The 19,591-nt window shown below is 60.8% G+C and carries 17 protein-coding genes and 1 pseudogene; 3 read left to right on the forward strand and 15 right to left on the reverse strand.

Annotated features, from left to right (window positions below; genetic code table 11):
• Positions 1 to 114: 114 nt before the first annotated feature.
• From GN234_RS11805 to GN234_RS11820, 4 genes are all read right to left on the reverse strand, one after another.
• The gene (locus tag GN234_RS11805) at positions 115 to 978 is read right to left on the reverse strand and encodes an efflux RND transporter periplasmic adaptor subunit (protein WP_109755755.1); all 864 of its coding nucleotides are present in this window, start codon (positions 976 to 978) and stop codon (positions 115 to 117) included.
• Between the two features lie 9 nt (positions 979 to 987).
• A complete protein-coding gene (locus GN234_RS11810) occupies positions 988 to 1,194 on the reverse strand; it encodes a DUF1656 domain-containing protein (protein ID WP_003198565.1) in 207 nt (68 codons plus the stop codon).
• Positions 1,181 to 3,181, reverse strand: a complete 2,001-nt coding sequence (locus GN234_RS11815; protein WP_176688514.1) for an FUSC family protein — start codon at positions 3,179 to 3,181, stop codon at positions 1,181 to 1,183. Before GN234_RS11815 ends, GN234_RS11810 begins: the two co-directional genes overlap by 14 nt.
• Before the next feature lie 222 nt (positions 3,182 to 3,403).
• Positions 3,404 to 3,868: a ferritin-like domain-containing protein gene (locus GN234_RS11820; RefSeq protein ID WP_163855067.1), complete on the reverse strand. Its 465-nt coding sequence runs from the start codon at positions 3,866 to 3,868 to the stop codon at positions 3,404 to 3,406.
• A gap of 206 nt (positions 3,869 to 4,074) precedes the next feature.
• Here GN234_RS11820 and GN234_RS11825 point away from each other — a divergent pair, with 206 nt between their 5' ends.
• Entirely contained in the window at positions 4,075 to 4,311 is a 237-nt protein-coding gene (locus GN234_RS11825; RefSeq protein WP_027912035.1) for a DUF3820 family protein, read from the forward strand.
• Positions 4,312 to 4,328: 17 nt separating this feature from the next.
• Positions 4,329 to 5,517 (forward strand): annotated as a pseudogene (locus GN234_RS11830) (aminotransferase class V-fold PLP-dependent enzyme).
• A gap of 237 nt (positions 5,518 to 5,754) precedes the next feature.
• On the opposite strand, the gene GN234_RS11835 reads toward GN234_RS11830, so the two are convergent.
• From GN234_RS11835 to zwf, 3 genes are read right to left on the reverse strand one after another with little or no spacing between them, the layout of a single operon-like run.
• Positions 5,755 to 6,420, reverse strand: a complete 666-nt coding sequence (locus GN234_RS11835; RefSeq protein ID WP_109755751.1) for a bifunctional 4-hydroxy-2-oxoglutarate aldolase/2-dehydro-3-deoxy-phosphogluconate aldolase — start codon at positions 6,418 to 6,420, stop codon at positions 5,755 to 5,757.
• Between the two features lie 17 nt (positions 6,421 to 6,437).
• Entirely contained in the window at positions 6,438 to 7,151 is a 714-nt protein-coding gene (pgl, locus tag GN234_RS11840) for a 6-phosphogluconolactonase (protein WP_176688515.1), read from the reverse strand.
• Positions 7,138 to 8,607 carry a glucose-6-phosphate dehydrogenase gene (zwf, locus tag GN234_RS11845; protein ID WP_109755749.1) on the reverse strand — a complete coding sequence of 490 codons (1,470 nt, stop codon included), beginning with the start codon at positions 8,605 to 8,607 and terminating at the stop codon, positions 7,138 to 7,140. Before zwf ends, pgl begins: the two co-directional genes overlap by 14 nt.
• A gap of 196 nt (positions 8,608 to 8,803) precedes the next feature.
• On the opposite strand from zwf, the gene GN234_RS11850 reads away from it, so the two are divergent.
• Complete coding sequence (locus tag GN234_RS11850) at positions 8,804 to 9,664, forward strand: MurR/RpiR family transcriptional regulator (protein ID WP_170842276.1); 861 nt, start codon at positions 8,804 to 8,806, stop codon at positions 9,662 to 9,664.
• A 306-nt stretch (positions 9,665 to 9,970) separates the two neighbouring features.
• Here the strand turns inward: GN234_RS11850 and GN234_RS11855 are convergent, their stop codons facing one another.
• The 8 genes from GN234_RS11855 to GN234_RS11890 all read right to left on the reverse strand — a co-directional run bounded on the left by GN234_RS11855 (position 9,971) and on the right by GN234_RS11890 (position 19,446).
• Positions 9,971 to 10,993, reverse strand: coding sequence for an IS110 family RNA-guided transposase (locus tag GN234_RS11855; protein WP_176688516.1), 1,023 nt, complete (start codon positions 10,991 to 10,993; stop codon positions 9,971 to 9,973).
• A 159-nt stretch (positions 10,994 to 11,152) separates the two neighbouring features.
• Positions 11,153 to 12,007, reverse strand: coding sequence for a D-hexose-6-phosphate mutarotase (locus GN234_RS11860; protein WP_109755748.1), 855 nt, complete (start codon positions 12,005 to 12,007; stop codon positions 11,153 to 11,155).
• A 284-nt stretch (positions 12,008 to 12,291) separates the two neighbouring features.
• Positions 12,292 to 13,638 carry a carbohydrate porin gene (locus GN234_RS11865; RefSeq protein WP_109755747.1) on the reverse strand — a complete coding sequence of 449 codons (1,347 nt, stop codon included), beginning with the start codon at positions 13,636 to 13,638 and terminating at the stop codon, positions 12,292 to 12,294.
• 130 nt (positions 13,639 to 13,768) lie between these two features.
• The gene (locus GN234_RS11870; protein WP_109755746.1) at positions 13,769 to 14,929 is read right to left on the reverse strand and encodes an ABC transporter ATP-binding protein; all 1,161 of its coding nucleotides are present in this window, start codon (positions 14,927 to 14,929) and stop codon (positions 13,769 to 13,771) included.
• 2 nt (positions 14,930 to 14,931) lie between these two features.
• Positions 14,932 to 15,777 (reverse strand): carbohydrate ABC transporter permease, encoded by an 846-nt coding sequence (locus GN234_RS11875; RefSeq protein WP_003198539.1) that lies wholly within the window; start codon positions 15,775 to 15,777, stop codon positions 14,932 to 14,934.
• The gene (locus GN234_RS11880; RefSeq protein WP_060738869.1) at positions 15,770 to 16,678 is read right to left on the reverse strand and encodes a carbohydrate ABC transporter permease; all 909 of its coding nucleotides are present in this window, start codon (positions 16,676 to 16,678) and stop codon (positions 15,770 to 15,772) included. Before GN234_RS11880 ends, GN234_RS11875 begins: the two co-directional genes overlap by 8 nt.
• A 90-nt stretch (positions 16,679 to 16,768) precedes the next feature.
• Positions 16,769 to 18,070, reverse strand: a complete 1,302-nt coding sequence (locus GN234_RS11885) for an ABC transporter substrate-binding protein (RefSeq protein ID WP_109755745.1) — start codon at positions 18,068 to 18,070, stop codon at positions 16,769 to 16,771.
• A gap of 116 nt (positions 18,071 to 18,186) precedes the next feature.
• Entirely contained in the window at positions 18,187 to 19,446 is a 1,260-nt protein-coding gene (locus tag GN234_RS11890) for a D-mannose isomerase (RefSeq protein WP_176688517.1), read from the reverse strand.
• Positions 19,447 to 19,591 lie beyond the last annotated feature (145 nt).

Below are 19,591 nucleotides of genomic sequence, written 5' to 3' on the forward strand. Positions count from 1 at the left end.
GTGAATGAACTGTGGCGAGCCACTGTGTGGGAGCAAAGCTTGCTCGCGATGCAAGCGCCTCGGTTCCCTGAGAGACCGAGTCATCTTCATCGCGGGCAAGCCTTGCTCCCACATTTATGGCTGGTCTTCGCGCACCTGCACGCTCGCCGTCATCCCGGCACTCAGATTCACCCCTTCCGGCACCTTGTCCAGCTTGATCCGCACCGGTATCCGCTGGGCCAGGCGCACCCAATTGAAGGTCGGCTCGACCTCTGCCAGCAACTGCGCATCGGGGTTGGTGTTGCGGTCGGTAATGCCACGGCTGATGCTTTCGACATGGCCTTCCAAGGCATGGCCGGCACTCATCAGCCAGATCTTGACCGGATCGCCCACACGAATCCTGGGTAATTTGGTTTCTTCGAAATAGGCCTGCACATAGAACGTCGAGTCATCGATCAGCGCCATGACCGGCTGCCCGGCATTCACGTAGTTGCCTTCGGCCAGGCGCAAGTTGGTGATGTGGCCGTTGCGTGGGGCCAGGACCTGGCTGCGGGCCAGGTTGAGCTCGGCCACCTTGGCCTCGGCCTGGGCTTCGCGCAGTTCGCCTCGGGCGATGCCAGCGTTGATCTGGGCGTTTTCCCGCAGTTCGGCACTGATGGCCTGAGGCCCCAGGGCCGCGCGGCGACTGGCTTCGTGTTCGCGCAGGCTCAGTTGCTGCTGGCGCGTCTGGACCACCGCCCGGGCTTTCTCCAGCGCCGCCTCGAAACGCTCACGGTCGATACTCAGCAACACATCGCCGGCCTTGACCTGCTGGTTGTCCACAGCCTTGAGCTCGCGCACCCAACCCGACACATCGGGTGCAATCACCACCACGTCGGCACGGATCCGCGCATCACGGGTCCAGGGCGTGAGCATGTAGTACTGCCACAGGTGAAACCCGGCGAAGATCGCCACGGCCACCATGCACAGCGTGACGGCAACACGTACGGAGGTACGCATGTTCAACTCCTATAGCGGCCCGAGGACCACGGTAATAACGGTCAGGACACAGACATACAGGGCGCAGTCGAACAAGGCTTCATGCCAGATCCAGCGCCCGGCCGGCACCAGGCTGAGCAACAGGCGCAACGCGCCGGTCACCAGCAACGCCAGCACCACATAAATCAGGAACGGGCTGAGCAACACCCCGCCAATCGACCACTCACGCAAGCCCATGGCTGTGCTCCCGTCGTTCAGGTTCGTGCTGGTGGCACCAGGCGCGCCAGCTGTTTTGCAATTGCACCACCGCGCCCTGGGCCAGCTTCAAGGCGTCACCGGGTGGTTGGGTCGACAACACGTTCAGGAACTCCGTGCTCGCCGCAGCCAACGCATCGGCCTGGTCACCGGCCGGGCCGCGTTCGAGCACCTGCTCCAGCGCTTCGAAATAACGCCGCTGCGCCCGGGTATCGGGTACTTGTGCGACGGCCAGGCTCAGGCGCAGATGCAACAGCTCATCGCCAATGTCCAGGCCAAGCAAACCATCATCCCAACGGCTGCGCGCCTGCACCGGCAACTCAGGGTAATGCCGCGCCAACTGCAACAGCCGGTCGGCCATGCGCCCGCCGAACCAGCTCTCGGCACCACGCAGGCTGCGACGGGTCAGGCGCACCAGATCGTGGAGGGTCGCGGCCAGCAGACGGCGGCTGTGCCAGGCCGGATTGCGCAAAATCAGCAGGTTGAAAGCCAGCACCGCCGCGCCTACGCCAATCATCATTGCCTGGGCATTGTTGAAGAACGCCGCGACGTCGTATTTCATGGTATTGAGTGGTGAAACCAGCACGACAAAATGCAGGCAGAACGATGTCGCGGTGGCGAAGATCTGCGGCTTGGCCATACCCAGCGCACCGAAAAACAACGGCACGCCCATGGCCATGCAGAGCATCGCAAAACTGCTCCATTGCGGTAGCACGAGCTCACCGATCACAAATGCCGTCGGCACGGCCAACAGGATGCCCCGCAGAAAACTCATGCCGATCTGCGCGCCGTTTTCGCGACTGGCAAACAGGCTGCACACCACGCACGTCAGCACCAGCGCACCCGATGCGGCGGGCCAGGCGGTCGCCAGCCAGAAACAGGCGACCGCCAGGAATGCCAGGGCGCTGCGAGCACCGAAGACCATAGCCAGGGACAGATCACGATGGGGCGCCAGGGTTCGCGGCGGATCCGCCGCTTCCCTGCCCTCCTGTACCGCCGTCAAGGCGGCGCAGGCGGCCAGGGCGGTATCGAGCAACAAGGCGAACCGTGCCAGGCAGTAACTTTGCGCCGAGCTCATCTGGGGGTCGTGAGACGCATCCCATACCCGGGGGCGCAAGGCTTGCAAGGTCGCACTGTCGGCGCCGAGGGCTTGCCGCACCTCGTTCATCCACGGCTGGAGGGCCTGCGCCTCCTCGGGCTCAAGCTGTTTCCACTGCCGGCGCACCGAACGCGAAAGGCGCAGCAGCATCAGCAATTTCTGGCTCAAGCCGCTGATGGCCCGGGCTCGCTGTCGGCCACGGCTACCTTCGAACCAGGCATGCTCGCGCTGCGCATCCACCGCGACAATCCTGCCAAGAATTTCCAGCAAGCCTTTACGGGCCTGGGCATCGCCAGCCAGGGTGGCACGGGCGGCCTGCATGCCACTCTGCCAGGCAGCAAAAGCCTGGCCGGCCAACTGGCGCTCGACCCGCAACGGCCAGAGCAAGGCACTGGCCGCCGTGGCGCAGACGATGCCCAGGCTGATCTCAGTGCAGCGCGCCACCGCCTGGTCGAACACACTCAGCGGATGGGAAATGGCCGGCAGCGCAATAATCGCCACCGTGTAACCGGCCAACACGAATGAGTACGACCAGGCACTGCGCAGCAGCGTCGAACAGGCGGTGCACAACCCCAGCCAGAGCGCCAGGGCCAGCAGGAACAGCCAGGGCGCCTGGGCAAACAGGCCCATGAACAGCACCGACATGACGGTGCCCACCAGCGTGCCGACCAATCGCGCCAAGCCCTTCTGTACCACCATCCCGGACAGGGGCTGAGCGACGATGATCGCGGTCATCAGCGCCCATGACGGCTGCTCCAGACCCCAGCGCAACGCCAGCCACAACGCCAGCCCAGCGCCAAGCACGGTCTTGGTGGCGAACTGCAAAGCGAGGCGGTCAGGGGCAAACAAGGCCTGGAAGGTTATGGGCACGCGAAAAACTCTTTGGGGGACGCCAGTAACAATAGATGCAATGCGGGGAGATAGCCGATGCAATTATTAGCTAGCTACCTATTAAGAGTCCACAGCTGATTATTGTGGATTCAACAACACACTGTTTCTATCTGGCGCCACAACAGTGGTCACCTTGAGCCTGAGTCGTCCCCATAAAAAAACGCCAGGCAAGCTGGCGTTTTCTGGATCAGGACGCGTTATTTAGCTGGCACGTGCCTGGTTGCGCAGAGCCTTGACCTGGTCATGGTTGCGTTGCACACCGTGGTACTGACGCTCAACCAGGTCACGAATACCGACCAGGTTGTGCTTGGTGATTTTCTCCAGTGCTTCCTTGTAGGCCTTGAGCGCATGGTCCTCGCCACGCTCGGCTTCGTTGAGCACCGCTTCTTCATCCTTGCCGGTGAACATGGACTTCACGTCCACCCAACGACGGTGCAGGTCACCGGCGACGCTGGTGGAAGTTTCCGGATCACCACCGAGGGCGCGAACCGCCGCTTGCAGTTCGGCCGCGGCGGTTGCGCAATCGGCGGCACGTTGAACGAACAGCGCCTTGAGTTCCGGATGCTTGATGTCTTCAGCGCAGGTCTTGAAGCCTTCCTGGCCATCTTTACTGGTCTCGATCAGGTCGTTCAAGACGGAGATGGATTCTTTGTTGATGTCAGTCATTTTTCAGTTCCTTTGCTTGGTGAATAGAAAACCTGCAAGGGATATTGCATCGGCCGTGCCAGCCATCAACTCCACAAAAATTACTTAAAAATCAATAATTTAATTAACACCCTGAAATCTGTATCCGCGTTATTTGCATGATCTGTCATTTGGCCTGCATGCAGAATGCCTGTATTTTCCAAGTTGTTTGAATCAAGACGATTGCCATGAACCCGGAAAAGCTCGAACTGCTGGTCACGCGCCAGATGCCCTTCGGTAAATACAAGGGTCGAATCCTGGCTGACCTGCCTGGTCAATACCTGAACTGGTTCGCCCGCGAGGGTTTCCCTCACGGTGAACTGGGTGGTTTGCTGGCACTGATGCAGGAAATCGATCATAACGGACTGTCGGACCTGCTCGATCCATTGCGCGCCAAACACGGCAAACCCAAGCCTCGCCCCTGACCAGTTGAGCCCCCGTCATGCCCGAAAACACGCTACGCGCCCACGATGAAGCTTTCTGGCAGACGTTTGTCGGTCGCTACGACGTCGATCCCGCCGGGCCACTCAATCTGGAGAACGGCTACTTCGGCCGCATGTCCCGTACCGTGGTGGAGGAATACCAGCGCCATATCGAATTCATCAATCGGGGCAATTCGGTGTACGTGCGCCAGCATTTCGACCGTGGACACGGTGAAGCCATTCGTCAGCAGATCGCCCGGCTGATCCACGCTTCCCCCCAGAGCGTGGCGTTGGCCGGCAGCGCGGTGGATGCCTTGCAGACGCTGATTCGCAACTACAACGGTCTGAAGCCGGGCGACCAAGTGCTGATCTGCGATCTGGAATATGCCTCGGTCAAAAGCGCAATGCGCTGGCTGGCTCGCCAGCGGGGCGTGGAGGTGATCGAAATCGTCCACCAGCACCCTGCCAGTTTCGAAAGCCTGGTGGGCACTTATCGCGAAGCGTTCATTCGCTACCCGCGTCTCAGGCTGATGGCACTGACCTACGTTAACCACCTCACCGGCCTGGTCATGCCGGTCCAGGCCATTGCCGAGAGCGCCCGGGAGTTTGCCGTCGATATCATTCTCGACGGTGCCCACGCCCTGGGCCAGATTGATTTCGACCTGAAGAAGCTGGGGATCGAATTTGCCGGGTTCAACCTGCAGAAATGGATCGGCGGCCCTCTCTCCCAGGGCTTCCTGTACATCGCGCCGCAGCGGTTGGCCGACATCGCCCCGGACATGGACGAAGACAGCTACCCCTCCACCGACGTCCGCTCGCGCACACCCCACAGCACGCCCAATATCCCGGCCTTGCTCACTCTGCCCCTGGTCTTCGAAGAACACCGGGCCCTGGGCGGCGCTTCGGCCAAGGGCGCGCGCCTGTGCTACCTGCGCGACCTGTGGGTGAATGCCGTGCGCGATGTGCCGGGCATCGAAGTCATGACCCCGGATGACCGGCGTCTCTATTGCGGCATCACGGCGATGCGCTTCACCGCCCATGTCGATCAACAGGCGATGGCCGATCGACTGCTCAATGAGCACGGGATCTTCACCGTGGTGCGCAATACCAGCGTCGGGCCGTGCATCCGCATAACCCCCGGGGCTGATTACCTTGGCCAGTGATATCGAGCGGTTGACTGCGGCGCTGATCAGCCTGAGCCAGACATAGTTGTGGCGAGGGAGCTTGCTCCCGCTGGGCTGCGCAGCAGCCCCAAAAAGGCACGATGAGATTGACCTGGCGGACCGTGGTGACAGGTTTCAGGACTGCTTCGCAGCCCAGCGGGAGCAAGCTCCCTCGCCATAGGAAATCTGTGCCGGCACAAAAACCCGGGCAAAAAAAAAAACGGCGCGCCGACCAAGCGCACCGTAAAGCCGTAGAACACCCAACGAGGTTTCGGTAAAGCAATCAGTCCAGCAGCGCCAGGGCCTCGGCGGTGCATTCCTGGATGCGAGCCCAGTCGCCGTTCTTGATCCACTCCGGATCAAGCATCCAGCTTCCGCCCACACACATCACGTTCTTCAACGCCATGTAGCTCTTGATGTTGGCCGGGCTCACGCCGCCGGTCGGGCAGAACTTCACTTCGCCGAACGGGCCGCCCAAGGCCTTGATCGCCGCGACGCCGCCGCTGACTTCGGCCGGGAACAGTTTGAAGCGGCGATAACCCAGGCCGTAGCCCTCCATGATGCCCGAAGCGTTGCTGATACCTGGCAGCAACGGGATCGAGCTATGGACGCTGGCCTCAAGCAAATCACGGGTGATGCCTGGGGTGACGATGAACTGCGAGCCCGCGACCTCGGCGGCCTCCAACATGTGACGGTCAAGCACCGTGCCCGCGCCGGTCACCAGTTCCGGACGCTGCTCGCGCAGCACCTGGATGGCCTTGAGGCCGTATTGGGAGCGCAGCGTCACTTCCAGCGCCGTCAGGCCACCGGCGGCCAGGGCATCGGCCAGTGGCAGGATGTCCTGTTCGCGGGCGATGGTGATCACCGGCAGGATCCGCGCCTTGGCGCAGAGGCTGTCGATCAGGGCAACTTTGTCCGCCATGGAAACGGTCGGGGATGGGTTTGTCATAGCGGCTGATCCTTGGTTCATGGGCACCAGTAAATCTCTAACGTAGGTTGCAAAAACGCGCGGATTGGCATTTCGGCGACATCGTCACCCGCCACCGCGGCGTTCAGAGTGGTCAATTTCGACTGACCGGAAATCGACAGCACTTTGTGTTGCGCCGAAGCCAGCAAGGCGCGGCTCATGGTCAAGCGCTGGTGCGGCACGGTCGGTGCCAGCATCGGCCAGCAACGGCGCGTGCCGTTGGCATCCAGGGCTTGCGCCAGGTTCGGGCTGTCAGGGAACAGCGAGGCGGTGTGCCCGTCATCGCCCATGCCTAGTACCAGTACATCGATAGGCGGCAGCTCGGCCAGCAAACGATCGGCCTGCTCGGCAGCCGCTTCCAGGTTGGCGCTGGCGCTGTAGAGGCTGAGGAACTGGGCCTTGGCCGCGGCGCCTTGCAGCAGGTAACGCTTGAGCAGGCCGGCGTTGCTGTCAGCGTGTTCAACCGGTACCCAGCGCTCGTCGGCCAGGCTGACCACCACTTTGGACCAGTCCAATGCCTGTTTGGCCAGGTGCTGGAAGAACGCCACCGGGCTGCGGCCACCGGACACCACCAGGGTCGCCGTACCGCGCGCGTCGATCGCGTTGCGCAACTGCTCGGCCACGTTCAGCGCCAGGCCTTCGGCCAGCAGCTCCGGGTTCTTGAATTCATGGGCGCTGACGCCCTGGAGCAGTTTCACTTCAGATATCGCCATACCACGACCTCCCATCCCGCGTGATCAGTGCAATGGAGCTCATCGGCCCCCAGGACCCGGCCGCATAGGGCTTGGGCGCATCGCCGGATTTTTTCCACCCGGCGATCAACTGGTCACACCACGTCCACGCGGCTTCAATTTCGTCTTTACGGACAAACAGGTTCTGATTGCCGTTCATGACTTCCAGCAACAACCGCTCGTAGGCATCGGGAATCCGTGCGCTGCGATAAGTGTCGGAGAAGTTGAGTTGCAGCGGACCGCTGCGCAATTGCATGCCCTTGTCCAGGCCCTGCTCCTTGGTCATCACCCGCAAGGAAATCCCTTCGTCCGGTTGCAGGCGGATGATCAGCTTGTTGCTGATCTGCAAACGCTGCTCGGGGGCGAAGATGTAGTGGGACGGTTCCTTGAAGTGGATGACGATCTGCGACAGCTTCTGCGGCATGCGCTTGCCGGTACGCAGGTAAAACGGCACCCCGGCCCAACGCCAGTTGCGGATGTCGGCGCGCAGGGCGACGAACGTCTCGGTGTCGCTCTGGGTGTTGGAGTTGGGTTCTTCGAGGTAGCCCGGCACCGCCTTGCCCTCGCTGTGACCCGCGATGTACTGGCCGCGCACCACCTGGGTGGTCAGGCCTTCCGGGCTGATCGGCGCCAAAGCCTTGAGCACCTTGACCTTCTCGTCACGGATGCTGTCGGCGGACAAATCGGCCGGTGGGTCCATGGCGATCAGGCAAAGCAGCTGCAGCAAGTGGTTCTGGATCATGTCCCGCAGTTGGCCGGCCTTGTCGAAATAGCCCCAGCGGCCTTCAATGCCGACCTTCTCGGCCACGGTGATTTCCACGTGGGAAATGTAATTCTGGTTCCACTGGGTTTCGAACAGGCTGTTGGCGAAGCGCAGCGCGATCAGGTTCTGGACCGTCTCTTTGCCCAGGTAATGGTCAATGCGATAGGTGCGGTTTTCCGGGAAGAACTGCGCCACGGCATCGTTGACCTTGCGCGAGGACTCCAGGTCCGAGCCGATGGGTTTTTCCAGCACGACCCGAGTGTTTTCGCTCAAACCGACCTTCGCCAGGTTCTCGCAGATCGCCCCATACACCGCCGCAGGGGTGGCGAAATAGGCAATGACCTGCTGGGTCGAACCGACCGCTTCGGCCAGGGCGACATAATCGTCGGCCTTGAGGAAATCCACGTGCAGGTAGGTCAATCGTGCCAGGAAGCGCTCGAGTACGGCTTCGTCCAGGTCTTTTTCACCCACGTAACGACGCAGCTCGGCGGCGATGAATGTCAGGTGCTGCTGCTCGCTACCGGGTTCACGGGCCAGCGCAATGATCCGCGTGTCCTCGTGCAACAATTGGGCGCCATCGAGCTGATACAGGGCAGGAAAAAGCTTGCGCAAGGCCAGATCGCCCAACGCGCCGAACAAGGCAAAGGTGCACGGTTCAACCGTAATCGAAGGCATGATGTTTGTTCTTTTATCAAGTTAAACTACAAATACCTTTTTTCAAGGTATCACTCAAGGAAAAATGTAGTAATAACCACAACATTTTTCGAAAATACCGATTCCGAGTGGTGGTCCGCCGGAGCCATCAGTAGGATAGGCCACCGCAAAGGGTCGTATCAAAGACCCGTCTTTCTAGGAATCTTGTATGGACCGCGTGCGAAATTTACTGGAACAGATCCAGAGTCGCCTTGAAGACCTGAACAAGGCTGAACGCAAGGTGGCCGAGATCATCCTGCTCAACCCGCAGCAGGCGACCCGCTTCAGCATCGCCGCCCTCGCCCAGGCCGCTTCGGTCAGCGAACCGACCGTCAACCGTTTCTGCCGCTCGTTCGGCGTCAGCGGCTACCCGGAGCTCAAGCTGCAACTGGCCCAAAGCCTGGCCAGCGGCGCCGCTTATGTCAGCCGTGCGGTGGAAGCCGACGACAACCCGGAAGCCTATACCCGGAAAATCTTTGGCAGTGCCATTGCCTCATTGGACAGCGCCTGCCAGGCCCTTGATCCCAATTTGATCAGTCGTGCCGTGGACCTGCTGATCCAGGCCCGGCAGATCCACTTCTTCGGCCTCGGCGCCTCCGCCCCGGTGGCGCTGGATGCCCAGCACAAGTTTTTCCGCTTCAATCTGGCGGTGACCGCCCACGCCGACGTGCTGATGCAGCGCATGATCGCCTCGGTGGCCCATACCGGCGAACTGTTCGTGATCATTTCCTACACTGGCCGCACCCGTGAGCTGGTGGAAGTGGCGCGCATCGCTCGGGAAAACGGCGCTTCGGTGCTGGGCCTGACCGCCGAAGGCTCGCCCTTGGCCAAGGCCAGTACCCTGAGCCTGAACATTCCGTTGCCCGAGGACACCGACATCTATATGCCGATGACCTCACGGATCATCCAGCTCACCGTGCTGGACGTGCTCGCCACCGGTATGACCTTGCGCCGAGGCGTGGACTTCCAGCCACACCTGCGCAAGATCAAGGAAAGCCTGAATGCCAGCCGGTATCCGGTGGGGGATGAGTTCAACTGATCGGACCTGAGTGCTTTATTGCCTGACAGGCCGTCATCGCGAGCAGGCTCGCTCCCACATCTATGGTTATCCCCTTTTCTGCAATACTGTTTTTGATGCGTGGTTGGCTTGCTTTCATCTATCCGGCGTCTGAGTGGGGTTGTGGCCCCGCGCCTCGATGAGAATCGATGCCCGACGATCCTAATTAATTGGACGGCCTTTCAGCCGTGTGGGAGCTCAGGGTTGTCGTCAGGCCGGTTGGCCGTTCACGTCATCAGTTATCCAGCATCGCAAAACCAGGTGGGTGGTGCTCGGATGACAGCAGGGTCAGGTGTTCATCGCAGCTGGCCCTGCATCGAATTCAGTGTGGTGTGCCGCAATCGCCCAAGCGATCCTCGCCATCTTATTGGCCAGCGCGCAGACCACATGGTTGGAGTGATGGTGGGCCAACAGCTGCCGGACCCAGTCCGCCAGCCAGCCTCTTTGGCGCTCCAGCTGCATTAAGTAGACTCGGGCACACTGGATGAGCAGACGCCTCTGATTCCGATCACCGCGCTTGCTGATGCCCAGCAGTACCGTCTTGTCGCCCGTGGAATGCTGTTTGGGCACCAGCCCGATTGAGGCCGCATAGTTTCGCCCGCACTTGAACTGTTTACCATCGCCCAACTCAGCAGCCAGGGCGCTGGAGGTGATCGGCCCGACACAGGGCATAGTCATCAAACGAGCCGCCAGATCATCTTCAGCGGCCTGGCTCTCCACGTCCTTGTCCAGTGTCTTGACCTGCTCATCCAGGTGGTTGAAGTGCTCATGCAGCTTCATCAGAATTTTGAAGCGTTCAGAAAGTGAACTCGCCTCCAGCCACGCCGGAAGCTCTTTGATGGATTTGAAGCCTGGGGCCAGGCTGATGCCCACCTCTAGAAGGGCGGCATGAATCCGATTGGCGGTCGCGGTGCGGTCTTTGATGAACGAATCGCGGGTCGAGTTGAGCATGGCTAGCGCCTGCTGAGCTTGGTTTTTTGGCGGCACAAAGCGCATCGTTGGGCGAGTCGCTGCCTCGCAGATCGCCTCGGCATCAGCGAAGTCGTTCTTGTTGCTCTTCACGTAAGGACGCACGAGATGAGGAGCAATGAGCTTGGGCGTATGTCCCAGCTTCGCGACCTCCTGCGCCATGAAGTGGGCTCCGCCACAAGCTTCCATCACGACGGTGCAAGGTTCGAGATTCGCCAGGTGTTGAGCGAGCGTCACTCGAGTAAATTTTTTGCGATAAAGCTCATGACCACGATCATCTTGAGCATGCAGGTGAAAGGAGTGTTTTCCCAAATCGATGGCGGCAATAGCTACTTTGTTCATGGCAACAGTCTCCGATGAGCCCCCTGCGAAAGCTTAGTGGGCGATCGCAGGGGGCGGTGGGGGTAGCCATTTCATTAACTGGATCTTTGGCGTTCACAAAACCCCTGTGGGAGCGGGCTTGCTCGCGAAGGGGCCAGCCGCCACACCAGAGATCCTGAGCTAAGCCCCCACCCACGCCTGCAAACTCAGATGCGCCCGCTCCCCCGGCGCCAGGCACAGGCTGTCGGTGCCGCCACTGGCGGCTTCGACGCAGACGAATTCGCTGACCTCATCCCAACTCACCCCCAGCAACGGCCGCGCGCCGGGATGCCAGACCACGGTGTCGGCGCTGTCACCGGTGTCGATGCACAATTCGCGCTGCCAAGCGTGGTCCTTGAGCTGCAATTCGCCCTCATGCTGAAACACCCGCTGACAACCGCCCTCGACGCGCAACTCGCCTTCCTGCTGACAAGCCGCACGGTTCAACTGGTCGTAACCCTGTGCACCTTCGAGCCCAGACAGCGCTACCTCACCAACGTCACCAATACGCCAGTAGGCGTGCAAAGCCTGGCTCAACTGGCACGGCAGGCTGTCCTGGTGCTCGGTGCTCAAGCGCAGTTCCATGCGTTCACCCAGGTCCGCATGCAGGTCAACCTGCCAGTCGCACAACTGCAATTGCCAATGCAGGTGCACACCCTCTTCGTCACTACGGCTGTCGAGCAGCTTCCAATCGATCAACCGCGCCCAACCGTGGGACGGCCAGGCGTTTTCGCTCGGATGGCGGCCATACCACGGCCAGCACACCGGCACCCCGCCGCGGATCGCCCCGACTTGCGGCCACTTGGCCGCGCACCACAACCAGGGCTTCTGGCCCTTGGGCTGAAAATGCAGCAACTGTGCGCCCTGACGACTGAACACCGCCTGGCACAACGGGTGATCGATCACCAACACGTCGCGCTGTCGATAGCGCTCCCAGGCGAACACCGGGCGCTCGCGCAAGGATCTGAAAAAGCGTTGTAGCGGATGCTCATGCATGGGCCGCAGTCCTGGAAATCATTGAGTTGCTCATCTGGTTGCAACGCGTTCTTTTTGTGGCGAGGGAGCTCGCTCCCGCTCGGCTGCGAAGCAGTCGTAAACAAGGCAAATGCGGTCAGGCTAAGGCACCGCAGTGAATGGCTTTGGGGTCGCTTCGCAACCCAGCGGGAGCAAGCTCCCTCGCCACAGGTTCTGCGCTAGCCAAACGCACACCCCAAAAAAAAGCGGACAGCCTTGGCCATCCGCAAATATGCGCACATAGAGAGGAGCTTATCGCAACAGCGTTAGAACACCGACTGAATTTTCAGGCCAGCCACCAGCGCGTTGTCCACTTCATCCACACCGCCTGGATGAGTGATGTATTGCAGGTTAGGACGTACGGTCAGCCAGTTGGTGACATGGATGCCGTAATTGAGCTCGTAGTTGTACTCAGTGCTACGCAACGGCGCGAACAGTGGATCGTTGTAGTCAGACACACCATTGGCAGCGTTGGTCAGCTCAGCGTTTTTCTTCACGTCTTCGTTGACATGGATACGGGCGAAGCCAATCCCGATGTCATCCTTGGGACGTGCGTCGAACGGCCCCTTGTACACGAACATCAGCGACTGGTAGTTGTCGACGACGTTGGTGTCCTTGTCGTGGAAGGTCGCATTGGCTGCGATGTTCAGGCCGCGGGAAGCGTCACCGTTGTGGGTCGTGAGTTGTTGCTGCGCCACGAACCAGTAGCCGTGCTTGCTGCTGTGGCTGCGATAGGCGTTACCGGTGGTCGCCGCATCGTCGCCGTTGTCGTCCTCACGGACGTCATCAGCCTTGGCCGTGCTCTTGTAGTAGCCGACACGGTATTCGCCCGGCAGGTTGTTGACCTTCGGCGACCAGACCAGCTCGACCGGAATGACGGTGCCCTTGGTACCACTGCCGCTGAGCTTGAAGCCGTTGCCGTGTTCCAGTTGCGAGGGGTTCTGGTTGTACGCACCGATCTGCGCATAGAACTCAGGCGTGATGTTGTACTTCACGCGGATCGCGGCCTGCATGACCGGCCAGTTGTACCAGATACCGGTCGCCCAGTTACCCACTTGAGAGCCGCAGAAGGCCAGGTTCTGGAATTCGCAAGGGAAGGTGTTGAAGTCTTCGCCTTCGCCGAAGTAACCGGCCTTGACGTCCAGTTTGTTATCGAGGAACTGGTGCTTGATCCACAACTGGGTCAGACGGACCATGTGACCCCGGCCATAGACTTCCTGAGAGGAACTCAAGGTCCCGGCACGCGGATCGCCGACACGGTCGTTGGAGATGTTCTCGCCATTACGATTGGTCAGCTGGATCTTGGCCTGGGTGTTATCCCAACCCCACAGCTTTTCCAGGTCCAGCGCTACGCCCAGGCCAAACTGGTCGGAGTAACGCGCGGTCTTGTCGTTGTTGTAGCCGCCATGCAGGTTGGCGCCCATTTCGCCGACGTAGTCGGCCTTGATGTCGATACCCTGCTCGATCAGCTTGGTCCGTTCGCCACCCCAGTCACCCGTCATCCACTGCGAATCGGCGCTGAACGCGTCGGCAGCCTGTGCGCTACCGACCAGCATCATCGCCGCAACGGCTGACAACTGGCAGATAAGCTGGGCGTTATTTTTCTTCTTCATCCCTACATCCTCGTCTTTATTGTTATTAACTGTTTTTATCTAACGCGGTTTACAACGATTGCGATGGGTGGTCCCCCACTCACCGCATACTCCTTTTCCTGTTGGAGCGGCTTGCTCCCACACAGGCCTCTCATCGGCCTTTGAACTGCGCGACGTTTGCGCTCCGGGCATCTGTTTGCGCCTGGCCGGCCACGCCCAGGCGTTCGCCGGACTGGGCATCGAACAGCAGCACTTTCGACGGATCGAATTGCAGCGTCAGGGTTTCTCCAACCTGCGGCGCCACGTCCGGCGCCAGGCGGCAGCAGACCTTGGTGTCGTTGAGGTTGACGAATACCAGGGTGTCCGGCCCGGTAGGCTCGGTGACCTGGACTTCGGCGCGGATGGTCGGCAAGCCATTGGGCTCGCTGCCTGCCAGCATGATCTGCTCCGGGCGCATGCCCAGGATCACTTCGCGGTCTTCCAGGCCGGCGTCCTGCATGCCCATCGGCAGCTCGCAACGGGCCTGGCCGCTGTCGAGCAGCGCCAGCAGGCGACCGTCCTTGCGTTGCAGGCGCAACGGGATGAAGTTCATCGGAGGCGAACCTATGAAACTCGCCACGAACAGGTTGGCCGGGTTGGTATAGATCTCTTTCGGCGTGCCGAACTGCTGGATGATCCCGTCCTTCATCACCGCCACTTTGTCGCCCAGGGTCATGGCTTCGATCTGGTCGTGGGTCACGTAGACCGTGGTGGTCTTCAGGCGTTGGTGCATCAGCTTCATTTCGGTACGCATCTCGACCCGCAGCTTGGCGTCGAGGTTGGACAGCGGCTCGTCGAACAGGTAGATCTTCGGCCGCCGCGCCAGCGCCCGGCCCATGGCTACACGCTGTTGCTGGCCGCCGGAAAGCTGGCCAGGCTTGCGGTTGAGCAGGTGTTCGATCTGCAGCAGCTTGGCCACGCGCGCGACTTCTTCGTCGATAGCAGCCTGGTTCATCTTGCGAATCTTCAGGCCGAACTCGATGTTCTCGCGCACACTCATGGTCGGGTACAGCGCGTAGGACTGGAACACCATGGCGATGTCACGATCCTTCGGGCTCATGCCGCTGACATCCTGGTCACCGATCATGATCGCGCCGCCGGTGATGGTCTCAAGGCCAGCGATGCAGTTCATCAATGTGGACTTGCCGCAGCCCGAAGGTCCGACGAGGATCAGGAACTCACCGTCCTTGATCGACAACTCGATGTTCTTCAGGGTGTCCGGCAGGCCGGCACCATAGGTCTTGTTTACGTTGCGAAGTTCAAGCGTTGCCATGATTACCCCTTGACTGCGCCGGCCGTCAGACCGCGCACGAAATACTTGCCTGCGACCACATAGACCAGCAGGGTCGGCAGCCCGGCGATCATCGCCGCCGCCATGTCCACGTTGTATTCCTTGGCCCCGGTACTGGTGTTGACCAAGTTGTTCAGCGCCACCGTGATGGGCTGCGAATCACCACTGGAGAACACCACGCCGAACAGGAAGTCGTTCCAGATCTGGGTGAACTGCCAGATCAGGCAGACCATGATGATCGGGGTGGACATCGGCAGGATGATCCGCCGGAAAATGGTGAAGAACCCCGCACCGTCCAGTCGCGCCGCCTTCACCAGTGCATCGGGAATGCTGACGTAGTAGTTGCGGAAGAACAGCGTGGTGAACGCCAGGCCGTAGACCACATGCACGAACACCAGGCCCGTGGTGGTACTGGCCAGGCCCATCTTGCCGAGGGTGAACGAAGCCGGCAGCAGAACGGTCTGGAACGGCAGGAAGCAACCGAACAGCAACAGGCCGAAGAACAACTGCGAACCGCGAAAACGCCACATCGACAACACGTAGCCGTTCAAGGCACCGATGGCGGTAGAGATCAGCACCGCCGGGACGGTGATCTTGATCGAGTTCCAGAAGTAGCCGTCCACCGTGGCCCAGGCCTTGACCCAGCCGATGCCGCTGACCACGGTCGGCCAGCTCAGCAGGTTGCCGGTGCTGATGTCTTCCGGCGTCTTGAAGCTGGTCAACAGCATGACCACCAACGGCACCAGGTAAAGCAATACGGCGAGGATCAGCACCGCGTAGATCGCGATGCGGCTCAGGCTGATGGAAGGTTTGGCAGCGAGACTAGTCATGACGCTTGGTCCTCAGCTCGGAGTACAGGTAAGGCACGATGATTGCGAGAATCGCACCGAGCATCAGGATTGCACTGGCCGAGCCCATGCCCATCTGGCCGCGACTGAAGGTGAAGGAATACATGAACATGGCTGGCAGGTCGGAGGAGTAACCCGGGCCGCCGGCCGTCATCGCCGCCACCAGGTCGAAGCTCTTGATCGCGATGTGCGCCAGGATCATCACCGCACTGAAGAACACCGGACGCAGGCTCGGCAGCACCACTTTCCAGTAGATGCGCGGCATGCTCGCGCCATCGATCTGCGCGGCCCGGATGATCGATTGATCGACACCCCGCAGGCCGGCCAGGAACATCGCCATGATGAAGCCCGAGGCCTGCCACACTGCCGCGATCACCAGGCAGTACACCACGCGATCCGGGTCGATCAGCCAATCGAGGCGGAAGCCTTCCCAGCCCCAGTCCCGCAATAATTTGTCCAGGCCCATGCCCGGGTTGAGCAACCATTTCCAGGCCGTACCGGTAACGATCATCGAAAGCGCCATCGGGTACAGGTAGATGGTGCGGATGAAACCTTCGCGACGAATGCGCTGGTCAAGAAACACCGCCAGTAGCACGCCGATCACCAGGGTGATACCGATGAACATGCCGCCAAAGAGCACCAGGTTCTTGCTCGCCACCCACCAGCGATCGTTGTCCATCAGCCGCGCATACTGCGCCAGGCCTGCCCACTTGTAGTTCGGCAAGAAGGTCGAGGTGGTGAACGACAGGACGAACGTCCACAAGATATAGCCATAGAAGCCCACCAGAACGATGAACATGCTCGGCGCCAGCACCAGTTTTGGGAGCCAGCGCTGCAATGCATCGAACGGCGAGGCCTTGCTGAACACAGCAACAGAACTCATGGGAAGATCCAGTACAAGAGAAAAAGACTACAAAACATTCCCTTTGTGGGAGCGAGCTTGCTCACTCCCACAAAGGGACCGCGGCGCTAATTACTTGGCAGCCTGCACCGCTGCGCCCAGTTTCTTGGCGGCATCGGCAGGGTCGGCTTTCGGGTCGTTGATGTAGTTGGTCACCACGTCAAAGAACGCACCTTGTACCGCCAGCGTGGTCGCCATGTTGTGCGCCATGCTCGGCTGCAGGCCGCCGGACTTGGCGTCCGCCAGGAAGTCCTTGGCAGCGGTCTGGGCGCAGGAATCGAACCCATACTTGGCCATGTCGCCGAGCATGTCGTTGCGCACCGGGATCGAGCCCTTGTTGATGCTGAAGACTTTCTGGAAGTTCTCACCCAGCACGACCTTGGCGATATCCTGCTGACCAGCCGCAGTGCCTTTGTCTTTCTGCTTGAACACCGCCAGGGAGTCGATGTTGTAGGTGAACGCCTTGTCGGTCCCCGGGAACGCTACGCACTCGTAGTCCTTGCCGGCGACTTTCTTCGCGGCGGTCCACTCGCTCTTGGCCCAGTCACCCATGATCTGCATGCCGGCCTTGCCGTTGATGACCTTGGCCGCTTCCAGGTTCCAGTCCTGGCCCTTGCCGTCGGCGTCCATGTAGGTCGCGACTTTCTTCAACTCGGTCAAAGCCTTGACCATTTCCGGACCGGTCAGCGCCTTGTTGTCCAGGTCGACCAGGGCCTTCTTGTAACCATCGGCGCCCATGACCGAGAGCACCACGGCTTCGAACACGGTGCTGTCCTGCCAAGGTTGACCACCGTGGGCAAGCGCAATGAAGCCCGCGGCCTTGAGCTTGTCACCGGCGGCGTAGAACTCTTCGAGGGTGGTCGGGTTCTTGGTGATACCGGCTTTCTTGAAGACTTCCGGGTTGATCCACAGCCAGTTGACGCGGTGGATGTTCACCGGCACGGCGACGTAGTCACCGTCGTACTTCACGGTATCGGAGACTTTCTTGTCGAGCAGGCTGTCCCACTTCTCTTCTTTGGCGACGTCTTTCAGGATGTCGGTGTCGAGCAGCCCTGTGGACGCCCACTCCTGGATGTCCGGGCCCTTGATCTGGGCGACACCCGGTGGGTTGCCAGCCACGGCGCGGCTCTTGAGCACGGTCATGGCAGTGGAACCACCACCGCCGGCGACAGCGCCGTCCTTCCAGGTAAAGCCGTCTTTCTCTACCTGGGCCTTGAGCACATCGACCGCGGCTTTTTCGCCACCCGACGTCCACCAGTGGACGACTTCCACGGAACCTTTGGATTCGGCGGCAAGGGTGCTGACAGGGAAGGCTGCGACGGGAAGCAGGGAAGCAAGAGAAATGACAGTAGCGAGGCGAGAAATCGCATTCATCTAGAAGTACCTTTCTTGTTGTTATGCATGCAAGTCTGGTGCTTGCGCTGCATGGATTCTAAACAGGGGAAATCCCTTCGCAGGTAACGAAGGGACGCGTAAATGTCACGACATGGTTACACAGGCGCGGGACTGGAAAGTTTCGCCAGGGCCGTGGCCATGCTCGGTGCCAGGGGCAAGCGCGGAATCAGCACCGCCTGCCAGGCGTGATACAGGTCCGGCTTGCCTGGCCAGATGTCGGCGCTGGGGCGGTTTTGCGGGTCGAGTTCGTGATGCCAACTGCCATTGCAGCGGTCGATGAAGTGTTTGTCACAGAACTCCCAGAAGCGCCGGTACCAGGCTTCGTACTTCGCCTCGTCGGTGCGCTTGAGCAAGGCGCTGGCGGCCGCCGCGGCTTCGGCGTGGACCCAATGCAAGCGATGGCGAACCACGGCGCGGTTGTCCCAGTCCAGGGTGTAGACGATGCCTGGCGCACCATCGACGTCCCAGCCATGGCGGCAGTTCTGGTCGAAGAGTTTCTGCGCGTCCTGGGCCAGCCAACCCGGGGTCAGCATGCCGATCTGCACCCGGGCAGCTTCAAGGTGCAACAGCAGCCGCGCCCATTCGAAACCGTGGCCGGGGGTGGTGCCGTAGGGGCGGAAACCGTCGGCGGGATTGTCCTGGTTGTACTCGCGCAAAGGCTGCCAATGGCGATCGAAATGCTCCACCACCAGGTAATCGTTGGCGGCGGCATGGCCGTGGATGACCCGTTCGACGATGTGCAGGGCGCGGGCCAGCCAGCGAGGATCATCGGTGGCATCGGCCAGGGCCAGGAAGGCTTCGGTGGCGTGCATGTTGCTGTTGGCACCGCGATAGGCCTCTTCGACGCTCCAGTCGCGACTGAAGGACTCGCGCAGGGCGCCCTCTTCTTCACTCCAGAAATGTGTGTCGATGATCCGCACCGCTTCGTCCAGCAACGCTGGCGCGCCGGGACGCTGGGCCACCACCGCGGAACTGGCGGCCAGGGCGACGAAGGCATGCAGGTAGGCAGCCTTGTCGGCGCCGTCTTCATCGGGTCGCGTCGTGGCAAACCAGCCACCGTGCTTGGCGTCGCGCAACGGGCCGCTGAGGGCCTGGATACCGTGATCCACCAGCTCGGCGAAGCCCGGCAGGCCCTGAATGTGGGCCATGGCGAAGCTGTGGGTCATGCGCGCGGTGTTCATGGTTTCGGCCCGGGCGTCGGCCGGCAGATGGCCGTGCTCGTCCAGGTTGCCAAAGCCGTCCGGCAGCTTCGAGGCCTTGGCGAACGCCAGCAGCCGCAAGCCTTCGTCGGCGAGCCAGCGCTGGTGGGCAGGCGCGTTCAGCCAACTGCTGAAGGCCGGTTGGAAGGTGTCCATCGGGAGGTACCTTTTTTGTTGTTTTGACGCAGGGAGTCTAAACAAGGGATGACGGGCGGCAGGTAACGAAAGGGACGAGTTATGTCACCGACTTGTGACATTTCCCTGGAGAGATGTATTGAGGTTCATGGCGCCATCGCGAGCA

Source organism: Pseudomonas bijieensis, assembly GCF_013347965.1.
GTDB lineage: Bacteria > Pseudomonadota > Gammaproteobacteria > Pseudomonadales > Pseudomonadaceae > Aquipseudomonas > Aquipseudomonas bijieensis.